This window comes from Streptomyces sp. SAS_270, assembly GCF_052543295.1.
Genome location: NZ_JBMNDS010000066.1, coordinates 1 through 13,471, shown reverse-complemented (window position 1 = coordinate 13,471; position 13,471 = coordinate 1). Strand labels below are relative to the sequence as shown.

Below are 13,471 nucleotides of genomic sequence, written 5' to 3'. Positions count from 1 at the left end.
CGGGTGGGCAGCCGCACGCCCCCACTCCCCGGCCCCCAAGCACCCGCAGTCGTGTACGCACGAAAGGGTCCGTGCCGGTACGTCTCTGCCCGTCGCGTAGCCGGCCCCCAGCCAAGCTCCGCCATGCTCGACCCCCGGGCAGTACGCCCACGCGGCGACGGGCAAGACGTACCGGCACGGACCCGACCCACAACGCACCCCCCCTTCGAACGGCACCCCCGCCCCGAACCCCCTGCGAAAGCCACCCCACCTCCCCGTACCCTGTCCCTCGTGGCAGAACCAGTGGTGCGCATCCCGGATGCGAAGGTCGCGCTGTCCACGGCCTCCGTCTATCCGGAGTCGACGGCGACGGCCTTCGAGATCGCCGCGCGCCTCGGCTACGACGGTGTCGAGGTCATGGTGTGGACCGATCCGGTCAGCCAGGACATCGAGGCCCTGCGCCGGCTCAGCGACTACCACCAGGTCCCGATCCTCGCCGTGCACGCCCCATGCCTGCTGATCACCCAGCGCGTCTGGTCCACCGACCCGTGGATCAAACTCCAGCGCGCCCAGGCGGCCGCCGAGAAGCTCGGCGCCACCACCGTCGTCGTACACCCCCCGTTCCGCTGGCAGCGTCAGTACGCCCGAGACTTCGTCACCGGCATCTGGCGCATGGCGAACGAGACGGACGTACGATTCGCCGTCGAAAACATGTACCCGTGGCGCTACCGCGACCGCGAGATGCTCGCGTACGCCCCCGACTGGGACGTCACGAAGGACGACTACCGGCACTTCACGATCGACCTCAGCCACACCGCGACGGCACGCACGGACGCGACGCAGATGATCGACCGCATGGGCGACCGCCTCGGCCACGTCCACCTCGCCGACGGCAACGGCTCCAACAAGGACGAGCACCTCGTCCCCGGCCGCGGCACTCAGCCCTGCGCCGAGCTCCTCGAACGCCTCGCGCTCACCGGGTTCGACGGCCACGTCGTGATCGAGGTCAACACCCGCCGCGCGATGTCCGGCGCGGAGCGCGAGGCGGACCTCGCGGAGGCGCTGGCCTTCACCCGGCTGCACCTGGCCTCCGCCGCCGTGAAGGTGCCCCGCCAGTGACGGAGACGACGCCCGGCCCCCGCCGCCGGGGACGCCCCTCCCGTACGCAGGCGGAGGCGGCGGGCCCCGCCACCCGCGACCGGATCCTCGACGCGGCTCGCGAGGAGTTCGCCGAGCGGGGCTACGACAAGACGTCGATCCGGGGCATCGCCAAGGCGGCCGGGGTGGACTCGGCGCTGGTGCACCACTACTTCGGCACCAAGGAACAAGTCTTCGAGGCGGCCATCGAGGTCGCCTTCGCACCCGCGCTGAACGAGCCGACGGCGCTCGCGGACGGCCCCCTGGACGACGTGGGCGAGCGACTGACGCGTTTCGTCTTCGGCGTGTGGGAGAACCCGACGACGCGCAGGGCCCTGCTGGCGATCGTCCGCTCCGCCGTGAACAACGAGGCCGCGGCGGCCGTCTTCCGCCGCCTCGTCGCCAGCCAGCTGCTGCGCCGCGTCGCCCAGCAGCTCGACCTCCCGGACGCCGAACTGCGCGCCGAGCTGGCCGCGGCGCAGCTCGTCGGAACGGCGATGCTGCGCTACGTGATCAAGGTCGAGCCGCTCGCCTCCGCGGACCCGGAGCAGATCATCAGAAGGCTGGCCCCGGTGGTGCAGGGCCACCTGACGAACCCGTGACGACCACCTCGCCCCGTACGCACAGCCGCTGACCGGCCCTCGTACGCACTGCCGCTGATCCGCCCTCGTACGCGCAGCCGCTCAACCAGTCATAGCCGTGGAACGAGACATGCATCCCGCATTTCGGACACGCTGTCCAGATCCTGGAGCACCGGCGTAGGCTCGGTGGCAGCCAGAACTGTCTGAAGGAGCGAGCGACGATGCCCGAGCTGAGGTCCCGCACAGTCACCCACGGACGCAACATGGCGGGCGCCCGCGCCCTTATGCGCGCCTCCGGTGTACCAGGCGCGGACATCGGCCGGAAGCCGATCATCGCGGTGGCGAACTCGTTCACGGAGTTCGTCCCGGGACACACCCACCTCCAGCCGGTGGGCCGGATCGTCTCCGAGGCCATCACCGCCGCCGGTGCCATCCCGCGCGAGTTCAACACGATCGCGGTCGACGACGGCATCGCGATGGGTCACGGCGGCATGCTGTACTCCCTCCCCTCCCGCGACCTGATCGCGGACAGCGTGGAGTACATGGTCGAGGCCCACTGCGCCGACGCCCTGATCTGCATCTCGAACTGCGACAAGATCACGCCCGGCATGCTCATGGCCGCCCTGCGCCTGAACATCCCGACGGTCTTCGTCTCCGGCGGCCCCATGGAGTCCGGCCGGGCGACCCTCGTCGACGGCACGGTCCGCACGCTCGACCTGGTCGACGCGATCTCCGACGCCGTGAACGACAAGATCTCGGACGAGGACATCCTCCGTATCGAGGAGAACGCCTGTCCGACCTGCGGCTCCTGCTCCGGCATGTTCACCGCCAACTCGATGAACTGCCTGACCGAGGCGATCGGCCTGTCCCTCCCGGGCAACGGCTCGGTGCTCGCCACGCACACGGCCCGCAAGGGCCTGTACGAGGACGCGGCCCGCACGGTCGTCGAGATCACCAAGCGCTACTACGACGGCGACGACGACTCGGTCCTGCCCCGCAACATCGCCACGCACGCCGCGTTCGAGAACGCCATGGCCCTCGACATCGCCATGGGCGGCTCCACCAACACGATCCTGCACCTGCTGGCGGCCGCCCAGGAGGCGGGCGTCCCCTTCGGCCTGGACGAGATCAACGAGGTCTCGCGCCGTGTGCCGTGCCTCGCCAAGGTCGCCCCGAACGTGGCGAAGAACCGCACGTACTACATGGAGGACGTGCACCGCGCGGGCGGCATCCCGGCCCTGCTGGGCGAGCTGCACCGCGCCGGCCTGCTGAACGAGGACGTCCACACGGTCCACAGCCCGTCCCTCTCGGACTGGATGAAGACGTGGGACGTGCGCGCCGGCTCCCCGTCCGCCGAGGCGATCGAGCTGTGGCACGCGGCCCCCGGCTGCGTCCGCTCCTCCGAGGCCTTCTCCCAGTCCGAGCGCTGGGAGGCCCTGGACGAGGACGCCGAGAACGGCTGCATCCGCTCCGCCGAGCACGCGTACTCCAAGGACGGCGGTCTCGCGGTCCTCAAGGGCAACCTGGCCGTCGACGGCTGTGTCGTGAAGACGGCGGGCGTCGACGAGTCGATCTGGACCTTCGAGGGCCCGGCGGTCGTCTGCGAGTCGCAGGACGAGGCCGTCGACAAGATCCTCAAGAAGGAGATCACGCACGGCGACGTCGTGGTCATCCGCTACGAGGGCCCCAAGGGCGGCCCCGGCATGCAGGAGATGCTCTACCCGACGTCCTTCCTGAAGGGCCGCGGCCTCGGCAAGACCTGCGCACTGGTCACCGACGGCCGCTTCTCCGGCGGCACCTCGGGCCTCTCCATCGGCCACGCCTCCCCCGAGGCGGCCTCCGGCGGCACGATCGCGCTCGTCCGGGACGGCGACCGCATCCGCATCGACATCCCGAACCGTACGATCGAACTCCTCGTCCCGGGCGAGGAGTTGGACGCCCGCCGCACCGCCCTGAACGGCGTCTACGCCCCGGTGAACCGCGACCGCAAGGTCTCCGCCGCCCTGCGCGCGTACGCGGCGATGGCGACCAGCGCGGACAAGGGCGCGGTGCGGGACGTGTCACAGCTGGGCTGACCCGCTCCTGCCTCCTGAGCCTCATGAGGGGCCGCTCCCGCGGGGGCGGCCCCTCTTGGTGTCACCAGTCGGACGGGTCGCCCGCGTCCAGTGCGAAGACGGTGCCGTCGGGGGAGGCGGCGAAGATGTGGCCGTTCGCCATCACGGGCACGGGCAGCTTGCCCGTGATCCCGCCGGACTTCGCGCCGAGCCGCGGGGCGGTCTGCCCGACGAGCTTGCCCGTGCGGATGTCCGCGGCGACAAGCCGCCCGTCGCCGGCCGTGAAGTACACATGCCGGTCGTCGGCCACGGGCGCCGAGCCCCGGACCACGGCGGTCTCAAGGCGCCACCGCGGCCTGCGCGCGTCCATGTCCACGGCAGTCAGCGAGCCTCCGGCACCCGTCAGAAGGACAAGGCCGCCGCGCACGGAGCCCTGGGCCTGCTCGAGCCGGGCGGGCAGCACCACCCGGCGCGAGGCCCTGCTCCTGGGGTCGTACCGCAGCAGTGCCTTGGCGTCACCGTAGAAGGCGTCGCTCACGGTGAAGACGACGGCGCCGTCGCTCGTGCCGATCGGGGTCAGCGCGCCGTTCAGCCGCGCCTCCCACCGCAGGTCACCCGTTGCCGGGTCCACGGCGGAGACCCGGGTGCGCGACCCGTTGCCGACCGCGCTCACCGCATACGCCAGCGGATCCCCGTCGAACGACGTGAAGTACGGCACCGGCTGGCCCGGGATCCGATGGCGCCACTTCGTGTCGCCCGACGCGCCGTCCATGCCGGTGACCGTTCCGTCGGCGCCGGTGAGGAGCACCGTTTCGCCGACGTGCCGCAGGCCGCCGTACGCGGACACGTCCCGCGTCCACCGCGTCCTGCCCGAGGACGGGTCGAGCGCCTCCAGACGCTTGTCGCCGTCCGACAGCACGTGCACCAGCCCGCCCGACACGACGGGCGCCTTGACCGAGACCCCCTGTTCGGTGACGGCGTGCCGCCACCGTACGGTGCCGTCGACCGGGTCCAGGGCGGTGATCTGCCCCGGCTGCGCGCAGAGCAACTTCTTAGCGCCGTACGAGCATTGGGGCATGCCCCCGCTCTTCGACGCCGTCCGGGTGTGCCAGCCGCTGAACCCCGCCGGCGCCGACCGGGGGCTGCTGCCCTGGGGCGCGGGGTCGCCTCCGTCGAGCAGTTGAGCGGAGGCGAACGCCCCGCCCGCGGTGAGGACGAGTGCCCCCGCCGCGAGAGCCGTCCACTTGTGGCGGCGCCCCTTGGTACGCGGCCCGGCCGGGTCGGCACCGGGCCCCGGCACCTCGGACACCTCCGGCTTCGCCGAGTCGCCCGTCCGCTGGGCCGGTATGAACGCCTGGGTGTCGTACGAGGCTGCCACGGACCGCAGTTCGCGCATCAGCTCGTCGGGCGTGGGCCGGTCCTCGGGCTCCTTGGCGAGGCAGCGCAGCACCAGCGGCGCCAGATTCCCCGGTACGCCGGCCAAGTCGGGCTCGTCGTGCACGACTTGGTAGGCGACGACGTACGGGCTGTCGGAGTCGAACGGCCCGCGCCCGGTCGCGGCGTGCACCATGACCGAGCCGAGCGCGAAGATGTCCGCGGCGGGCCCCACCTCACGCGGGCGCCGGAACTGCTCGGGCGCCATGAACGGCGGAGTGCCGATCAACTTGCCCGTCTCGGTGCGCAGTTCGCTGTCCTTCGGCCGGGAGATGCCGAAGTCGATGACCTTGGGCCCGTCGTCGGCGAGCAGGACGTTGCTGGGCTTGAGATCCCGGTGCACCACTCCCACCCGGTGGATGTCACGCAGGGCCTCGGCGAGCCCGGCCATCAGCCGGCGCAGCTGGGGCGGGGACATCGCCCCGTTCTGCTTCACCTGCTCCGCGAGGGTGGGCCCCGGGATGAACAGCGTGGCCATCCAGGGCCGTTCGGCCTCCGGGTCGGCGTCGACCACCGGCGCGGTGAAGGCCCCGCTCACCCTCCTGGCCGCGGCCACCTCCTGCCGGAAACGCCCCCTGAATTCGGGATCCCCGGCGAACTCCGCGTGCACGACCTTGACCGCGAGCCGCAGCCCGGAGGTCGAGCTGGCCAAATGGACCACACCCATGCCGCCGGAGCCCAGGCACGACTCCAGACGGTAATGACCGGCGTACTCCGGAAGTTCCGCTTCCGCGCCCGCTCCGGTATTTCGCTGTGGCGCCATGGAACCACCCCCGTGCTGTTCGTCCGCGCGCGCGACGCACGGAGCCTAGTCGATGACTCGTGCGAGACAGAGGCGGCTTGCTAGCCTCCGCGTGCGAGTCGCGCACAGGCGTGCGGGACGCGTTTCAGGTGAATCAAAGGGGCCCCATGACAGCCATGGGACCCAACGGGGGAGGTTTTTTCATGTCTGTTGACCGTACCGAGGAGATCGCCGGAGGCGACGAGGCCGAGGCCGTCACGACGGCGGCCACGAGCGCGACCGAGACGGCCCTGCGTTACTACTCGACCGCGCCCGGCAGCGCCCTCAACGTCCGAGGCGGCCCGGGCACCAGCTACAACATCGTCCGCGTCCTGCCCGCGGGTTCCCGCGTGCCGATCTTCTGCCAGACCCCGGGCACGACCGTCACCGGCCCGTACGGCACGACGAAGATCTGGGACAACATCGGCAACGGCGAGTACGTCTCGGACGCCTACGTGCACACCGGCAGCGACGGCTACGTCGCGGGCCGCTGCTCCTGAAGCAGCGCGGGATGTGGTCCGAGGCCCACCCGGCGCGATAATCGCCCCGTGAGCAACGAGACCACCCCCACAGGCCCGCACCCCGAGCCCATCCGCTTCTTCGGCACGACCTGGGTGAACCACGACGGCGGCTACGCGGCCCGCAGGGCAGGCGTGGCCGCCGGCTCCCTCGTGGCCGCCGCCGCGGCCTGCCTCGTGCTGCGCTTCGCCTACCAGGGCCTGGAGATCGCGGACGTCGGCAAGCTGGTGAACGTGCTGGTCGTGGTGATGTTCGCGGTGTGCAGCGCCCTCGCGTTCGGCCACACCTGGGGAGCGTTCACCAAGCGCCCCGACCCCGAGCGCCAGGCCTCCCTCCGCGGCCTCCTCGCGATCGGCTTCATCGGCTCCCTCCTCGCCTACTTCTTCCGCACCCTCTCCGAGGCCCCCGGCGAGAAGCTCCTCCGCCAGGAGTACGAGACGGCCCGCGACCAGCACGCAAAGCGCAGCAACCGCCGCACAGGCAACCCATCAAAACGAAAGGGTTCCTGAGCGACCCGAGGGAGGCTCCGACGCGCACCTGGCAGCCGCAAGCCTCCACGTACCCGCGGCCGGGTACGTACGGAAGGGTCCGTGCCGGTACGTCTCTGCCCGTCGCGTAGCCGGCTCCCAGCCGAGTTTCGCCGTGCTCGACTCCCGGGCAGTACGCCCACGCGGCGACGGGCAAGACGTACCGGCACGGACCCGACCCACCCACCGCACCGCGAACGGCGCCCACGCCAGCAGACGTACCGGCACGGACCCGACCCACCCACCGGCCTCACGTGAACGGCGCCCACGCCAGCAGACGGCACGGACCCGACCCACAACGCACCCGCACCCCCCGACAGGCGCCCCCGTCAAGGCGTGACCGCAGGCGGCGCCCCCGTCAACGCATGCCCGCGCCCGGCGGCCCACCCCTCCGGACAGGCATGCCCGCGCGCAGCCGCCCACCCCTCCAGCGCCGCCGCGCACGCATGGTCCACATGCCGCAGCCCGCCCAGCTCCAGCCGTACGTCGCGGTCGTGCGGCAATGCCTCCAACGCGTCCAGCAGCTTCGGCAGCCGTAGAAACGTCGCATTGCCCATCACCCGCACCACCAGCCCCACGTCCCCCAGGTCCTCCGTCTCCACATGCACATGGCTGATGTCCCACGCCGTCTTGGCGACGGCCAGCGCCAGCCCCACCAACACCCCCTCGAACAGGTTCCCGACCACAATGGCCACGGCCGTCACCACCAGCACCACGAACTCACCCCGGTGCTCCCGCCACAACACCCCCAACTCCCGTACGGGCACGAGCTTGCATCCGGCGTGCACGAGCAGCCCGGCGAGCGCCGCCACCGGAATCACCCCGAGCACCCCGGGCAGCAGCGCGGTGAAGACCAGCAGCCACACCCCGTGCAGCACCCGTGACGCCTTGGTCCGCGCCCCGGCCTGCACGTTCGCCGCGCTCCGCACGATCACCGCGGTCATCGGCAGCGCCCCGAGCACCCCGCACACCGCGTTCCCGGCGCCCTGCGCGATCAGTTCCCTGTCGTAGTCGGTCCTCGGCCCCCGGTGCAGCCGGTCCACCGCCGCCGCGCTGAACAGCGACTCGGCGGACGCGATCAGCGCGAACGCCAGCACGGTGCCGATCACGCCCACTTCCGTGAGCCGTCCCAGATCCGCCACCGCAGGCGGCCGTACGGCATCCAGCAGCCCGTGCACCCCGACCCGCCGCACGGACAGGTCGAGCAGCCCGGTGGCGGCGGACGCGAGCCCGACCGCCGGCAGCGGCGCGGGCACCACCCGGGCCCCGCGCCGCCAGCGCGGCCACAGCACGAGGACGAGTACGGTGCCGCCGCCGACGACCAGCGCCACCGGATCCGCGTCCCCGCCCAGGCTGAACAGCCCGGCGATCTTCCCGATGCCGCTCGCGGGCGCGGCCGCGTCACCCATGGCGTACAGCTGCCCCGCGATCAGCACGAGCCCGATCCCGGCCAGCATCCCCTGCACCACGGCCACGGACACGGCCCGGAACCACCGCCCGAGCCGCAGCGCCCCGAGCCCGACCTGCACGACCCCGGCGCCGAACACCAGCACACCCAGCGCCCGCAGACCGTACGTCTGCACCGCCTCGTACACGAGCACGGTCAGCCCCGCGGCCGGCCCGCTCACCTGCAGGCTGCTCCCGGGCAGCACCCCGGCGACCAGCCCGCCCACGATCCCGGTCACCAGCCCGAGTTCGGCCGGCACCCCCGAGGCCACGGCGACTCCCACGCACAGCGGGAGCGCCACGAGAAACACGACGAGCGACGCGGACAAATCGACTTTGGGTACGACATGCATGACGACTGCACCTCCATGGCGAACGGAACGAACGGGAGATGCGCGGGCCGCCGAGCCGGGGGAGGGCTCGACGAACACGTCATACGAACGGCATATGACCGTGCACTGAAATCCATTGTCAGGAAAGGGAGTTGAACGCACACCCCTTGCGGACGACCCATCGGGTGGCCCCAACGGCGCACGGACGCACTCGGATGTACGTCGTCGCCGCCGAGGTGCGCCGGTACGCCCACCCTGCCGAGCGCCCCCTGCTTGACGGCCCTGTCGTGCAGGAGCATTATTCATCACATGATGAATAATGCTTCCCGTCCACCCGACCGAGCCCTCGACCACCTCGGCGCCCCCGCCGTCCGCGCCGAAGACCTCACCGTCGTGCGCGGCACGCGCACCGTCCTGCGAGGCCTCGACTTCGCCGTGCCGCGCGGGCAGATCACCGGGCTGCTCGGCCCCTCCGGATGCGGAAAATCGACCCTGATGCGAGCGACCGTCGGCACCCAGGCCAAGGTGACCGGCACCCTCGAAGTCCTCGGCCACCCCGCCGGCGACGCCTCACTGCGTTCCCGTATCGGCTATGTCACCCAAGCCCCGTCCGTCTACGACGACTTGACGGTGCGTCAGAACCTGGACTACTTCGCCGCGATCCTCGACCCCGGTCGCGCCGCAGTCGACCGCCGCCACGACAACGTCACCCGGGCCATCACCGACGTCGACCTCACCAGCCACGCCGACTCCCTCGCGGGGAACCTCTCCGGCGGCCAGCGCAGCCGCGTCTCCCTTGCGGTCGCCCTCCTCGGCACCCCGGAACTCCTGGTCCTCGACGAACCGACGGTCGGCCTGGACCCGGTCCTGCGCCGCGACCTCTGGAACCTCTTCCACGCCATCGCCGCCGACCGAGGAGCGACCCTCCTCATCTCCTCCCACGTCATGGACGAGGCCGAGCGCTGCCACCGCCTCCTCCTGATGCGCGAGGGCGAGATCCTCGCCGACGACACCCCGGACGCCCTGCGCATCCGTACCGGCTCCGACACCGTCGGGGCCGCCTTCCTCCACCTGGTGGACGAGGCGATCGCAGCAGGCGACGAGGCGAGCGGGACCAGCACGAGCAACGAGTCCAGCGAGACAGGCAGCAAGGAGTCCCTCCGATGAGCACCACCGCGACCCCGGGCACCACGACGACCCCCGCGCCCCCGCGCCCGAGCGCGATCAACCCCTCCCGCACGACCGCCACGGCGACCCGCGTCCTGCGCCAGCTCCGCCACGACCCGCGCACGATCGCGATGATGATCCTGATCCCCTGCCTGATGCTGTTCCTGCTGCGCTACGTCTTCGACGGCAGCCCGCGCACCTTCGACTCCATCGGGGCCTCGCTCCTCGGCATCTTCCCGCTGATCACGATGTTCCTGGTCACGTCCATCGCCACCCTCCGCGAACGCACCTCGGGCACCCTCGAACGCCTCCTCGCCATGCCGCTCGGCAAGGGCGATCTGATCGCCGGCTACGCCCTCGCCTTCGGCACGCTCGCGATCATCCAGTCGGCCCTGGCGACGGGCCTCGCCGTCTGGTTCCTGGGCCTGGACGTGACCGGCTCCCCCTGGCTGCTCCTCCTCGTCGCGCTGCTCGACGCCCTCCTCGGCACGGCCCTCGGCCTCTTCGTCTCGGCCTTCGCGTCCTCGGAGTTCCAGGCGGTCCAGTTCATGCCGGCGGTGATCTTCCCCCAACTCCTCCTCTGCGGCCTGTTCACCCCGCGCTCCAACATGCACCCGGTCCTCGAAGCCATCTCCGACGTGCTGCCCATGTCGTACGCCGTCGACGGCATGAACGAGGTCCTCAAGCACACCGACATGACAGCGAACTTCGTCCGCGACGCCTTGATCGTCGCGGGCTGCGCATTCTTGGTCCTGACACTGGGAGCAGCCACTTTGCGCCGTAGGACAGCGTGAGACTTTGATCTTTCAGCCCGTCCGGCGCTTGAGGACGAGCGCGAAGCGCGATGGCAGGGGGAAAGGGGGCGCAGCCCCCAGAACAACGGGAAGGGAAGGGGCGGAGGGGGCGAAAAACCCCTGCGCACCCCACTTCACCACCGTCCGCCCACCGGACGCCAAAGCCCCCCGGTACCCCCGGGTGCGAGGATGGCCCAACGGACGACGCACCCCCGGAGGGCACCCGCAGCCATGACCCAGAAAGTCGCAGTCCTCGGCACCGGCAAGATCGGCGAAGCCCTGCTCAGCGGAATGATCCGAGCAGGCTGGGCCCCCACCGACCTCCTGGTCACGGCCCGCCGCCCGGAACGGGCCGAAGAGCTCCGTACCCGCTACGGCGTCACCCCGGTCACCAACCCCGAGGCCGCCAAGTCCGCCGACACGCTGATCCTCACGGTCAAGCCGCAGGACATGGGCACCCTTCTCGACGAGCTGGCCCCGCACGTTCCCGCCGACCGCCTGGTCATCAGCGGAGCCGCCGGCGTGCCGACCTCGTTCTTCGAGGAGCGCCTCGCCACCGGCACCCCGGTCGTCCGCGTCATGACGAACACGCCCGCCCTCGTCGACGAGGCGATGTCCGTCATCTCCGCCGGCACCCACGCCACCGCCGCACACCTCTCCCACACGGAGGAGATCTTCGGCGCGGTCGGCAAGACGCTCCGCGTCCCCGAGTCCCAGCAGGACGCCTGCACGGCCCTCTCCGGCTCGGGTCCGGCGTACTTCTTCTACCTGGTCGAAGCCATGACGGACGCGGGCATCCTGCTCGGCCTGCCCCGCGACAAGGCCCACGACCTCATCGTCCAGTCCGCGATCGGCGCCGCGACGATGCTCCGCGACAGCGGCGAACACCCGGTCAAGCTCCGCGAGAACGTGACCTCCCCCGCGGGTACGACCATCAGCGCCATCCGCGAACTCGAAAACCACGGTGTACGCGCCGCTCTCATCGCCGCCCTGGAAGCAGCCCGCGACCGCAGCCGCGAACTGGCCTCCGGCAACAACACCTGACCAAGAGGCCGCGACGGGAACACCCGCGAAACCCGGACCGGAGCCGGCGTCAGCCGCCCCCGGCAGCCTTGGGGCGTTCCCGTCGAACGACTCTCCCCTTCACACGGGCGGCAACAACCCCACCGCCCGATACGCCTCGTCCACCCGAGGCCGAGCCATCTCCCGCGCCTTCTCCGCCCCGCCCCGCAGCACCCCTTCCACATAGGCGGGATCGGCGCACAACTCCTTGTGCCGCTCCTGCAAGGGCCGCAGCAGTTCCACGACGGCGTCGGCGGCGTCCTTCTTCAACGCCCCGTACGACTCGTATCCCGCACTCAGCTCCTGCGGGTCCCCGCCCTCACATGCGGCCAGGATCTCCAGCAGATTCGAGACCCCGGGCCGGGCCTGAGGGTCGTACACGACGTCCTGCCCACTGTCGGTCACCGCCCGCATGACCTTCTTGCGTACGGCATCGGGCTCGTCGAGCAGATAGACGATCCCCGGCCCCGCGTCCTCGCTCTTCCCCATCTTCGACGCGGGCTCCTGCAGGTTCATGACCCGCGCCGCGACCTCCGGACGGGTGGCCCGGGGAACCACGAACGTGTGCCCGTACCGCTGGTTGAACCGCACCGCCAGATCCCGGGTCAGCTCGACATGCTGCGTCTGGTCGTCCCCGACGGGCACCTCATCGGTTCCGTACGCCAGGATGTCCGCCGCCATCAGTACGGGATACGTCAGCAGCGACAGCCGCACACTCCCGCCCCGCGCCCTCTCCCTCGCGGCCTTCTCCTTGTACTGGATCATCCGCCGCATCTCCCCGTCGGTGGCGACGCACTCCAGCAGATACGACAACCGCGCGTGCTCGTCCACATGACTCTGCACGAAGACGGTGCACACCCCCGGATCGAGGCCCGCCGCGAGCAACAGCGTCGCCGCCTGCCGACTGAGCCTGCGCACCCGCCCCGGATCGTGTTCCACGGTCAGCGCATGCAGATCCACGACGCAGAACAGCGCGTCGGCCCGATGCTGGTCGACCTCGGCCCACCGCCGTACGGCCCCCAGATAGTTCCCCAGCGTCAGATGCCCGGTCGGCTTGACCCCACTGAAGATCCTCGTCATCTCTCCACCTCCTGGTCGAGGCCGCCGCGCCCGCCGGCCGGCTCTCCTGGAGGGAGATACAAGAACGGCCGCCGAGGCGGCGGCCGTTGAGTACATACGTGAGTACGGCCGCCGTCAGGCGGCCCACCACTGCTGGGTGCACGTATGCGTAGTCATGCGTCAGAGAGTACGCCTCCGGGGTGCGGTCCGGAGGCAAGTTGACACGCCTAGGCCCGGTACGTAGTGTTCTCCGAGTTGTCCGACGTGAGCGCCGACTCCGGTCGGTCCCCGGACAGCCATTCCGCACCAAGCAGACAACGAACGACGACTCGTCGTCGGATCGTTTTCCTGCGTGTTTGCGAAATGAGGAATCCGCGTTCGAAAGGACGCAAGCCCCGATTAGCTCGGGGCTCAGGAATCCGCTAAAGTCTCACTCGTCGGAACGGCCCAACAGCCGCAGAAGACACAGTGCCAATATCCCGCTAACGCGGGGTGGCGCCGACTGGGAATCAGGCCCGAAAGGATCTGATAGAGTCGGAAACGCAAGACCGAAGGGAAGCGCCCGGAGGAAAGCCCCAGAAAATGTTCTGCGGGTGAGT

At 70.7% G+C, this 13,471-nt stretch carries 11 protein-coding genes; 8 read left to right on the top strand and 3 right to left on the bottom strand.

What is annotated here, in order from left to right; all coding sequences use genetic code 11:
* The first annotated feature begins 270 nt into the window (after positions 1-270).
* From ACN6LB_RS33200 to ilvD, 3 genes are all read left to right on the top strand, one after another.
* Positions 271-1,098, top strand: coding sequence for a sugar phosphate isomerase/epimerase family protein (locus tag ACN6LB_RS33200; RefSeq protein WP_356141610.1), 828 nt, complete (start codon positions 271-273; stop codon positions 1,096-1,098).
* Positions 1,095-1,718 carry a TetR/AcrR family transcriptional regulator gene (locus tag ACN6LB_RS33195; RefSeq protein ID WP_445029077.1) on the top strand — a complete coding sequence of 208 codons (624 nt, stop codon included), beginning with the start codon at positions 1,095-1,097 and terminating at the stop codon, positions 1,716-1,718. Before ACN6LB_RS33200 ends, ACN6LB_RS33195 begins: the two co-directional genes overlap by 4 nt.
* Before the next feature lie 200 nt (positions 1,719-1,918).
* Positions 1,919-3,772 (top strand): dihydroxy-acid dehydratase, encoded by a 1,854-nt coding sequence (gene ilvD / locus ACN6LB_RS33190; RefSeq protein WP_445029076.1) that lies wholly within the window; start codon positions 1,919-1,921, stop codon positions 3,770-3,772.
* A 61-nt stretch (positions 3,773-3,833) separates the two neighbouring features.
* Here ilvD and ACN6LB_RS33185 read toward each other — a convergent pair whose 3' ends face one another.
* Positions 3,834-5,948, bottom strand: a complete 2,115-nt coding sequence (locus tag ACN6LB_RS33185; RefSeq protein ID WP_445029075.1) for an outer membrane protein assembly factor BamB family protein — start codon at positions 5,946-5,948, stop codon at positions 3,834-3,836.
* A 182-nt stretch (positions 5,949-6,130) separates the two neighbouring features.
* On the opposite strand from ACN6LB_RS33185, the gene ACN6LB_RS33180 reads away from it, so the two are divergent.
* Positions 6,131-6,466, top strand: a complete 336-nt coding sequence (locus ACN6LB_RS33180) for an SH3 domain-containing protein (RefSeq protein WP_356141619.1) — start codon at positions 6,131-6,133, stop codon at positions 6,464-6,466.
* 48 nt (positions 6,467-6,514) lie between these two features.
* Positions 6,515-6,994 (top strand): EamA/RhaT family transporter, encoded by a 480-nt coding sequence (locus ACN6LB_RS33175; RefSeq protein WP_445029074.1) that lies wholly within the window; start codon positions 6,515-6,517, stop codon positions 6,992-6,994.
* Positions 6,995-7,341: 347 nt separating this feature from the next.
* Here ACN6LB_RS33175 and ACN6LB_RS33170 read toward each other — a convergent pair whose 3' ends face one another.
* Complete coding sequence (locus tag ACN6LB_RS33170) at positions 7,342-8,811, bottom strand: SulP family inorganic anion transporter (protein WP_445029073.1); 1,470 nt, start codon at positions 8,809-8,811, stop codon at positions 7,342-7,344.
* 288 nt (positions 8,812-9,099) lie between these two features.
* On the opposite strand from ACN6LB_RS33170, the gene ACN6LB_RS33165 reads away from it, so the two are divergent.
* The 3 genes from ACN6LB_RS33165 (at position 9,100) to proC (ending at position 11,795) form a co-directional block, all read left to right on the top strand.
* The gene (locus ACN6LB_RS33165) at positions 9,100-9,957 is read left to right on the top strand and encodes an ABC transporter ATP-binding protein (protein WP_445029072.1); all 858 of its coding nucleotides are present in this window, start codon (positions 9,100-9,102) and stop codon (positions 9,955-9,957) included.
* Positions 9,954-10,751 (top strand): ABC transporter permease, encoded by a 798-nt coding sequence (locus ACN6LB_RS33160; RefSeq protein ID WP_445029071.1) that lies wholly within the window; start codon positions 9,954-9,956, stop codon positions 10,749-10,751. Before ACN6LB_RS33165 ends, ACN6LB_RS33160 begins: the two co-directional genes overlap by 4 nt.
* Before the next feature lie 231 nt (positions 10,752-10,982).
* On the top strand, positions 10,983-11,795 hold the full coding sequence (gene proC, locus ACN6LB_RS33155) for a pyrroline-5-carboxylate reductase (RefSeq protein ID WP_445029070.1): 813 nt from the start codon (positions 10,983-10,985) through the stop codon (positions 11,793-11,795).
* Positions 11,796-11,894: 99 nt separating this feature from the next.
* Here the strand turns inward: proC and trpS are convergent, their stop codons facing one another.
* The gene (trpS, locus tag ACN6LB_RS33150; RefSeq protein WP_445029069.1) at positions 11,895-12,893 is read right to left on the bottom strand and encodes a tryptophan--tRNA ligase; all 999 of its coding nucleotides are present in this window, start codon (positions 12,891-12,893) and stop codon (positions 11,895-11,897) included.
* Positions 12,894-13,471: the final 578 nt, after the last annotated feature.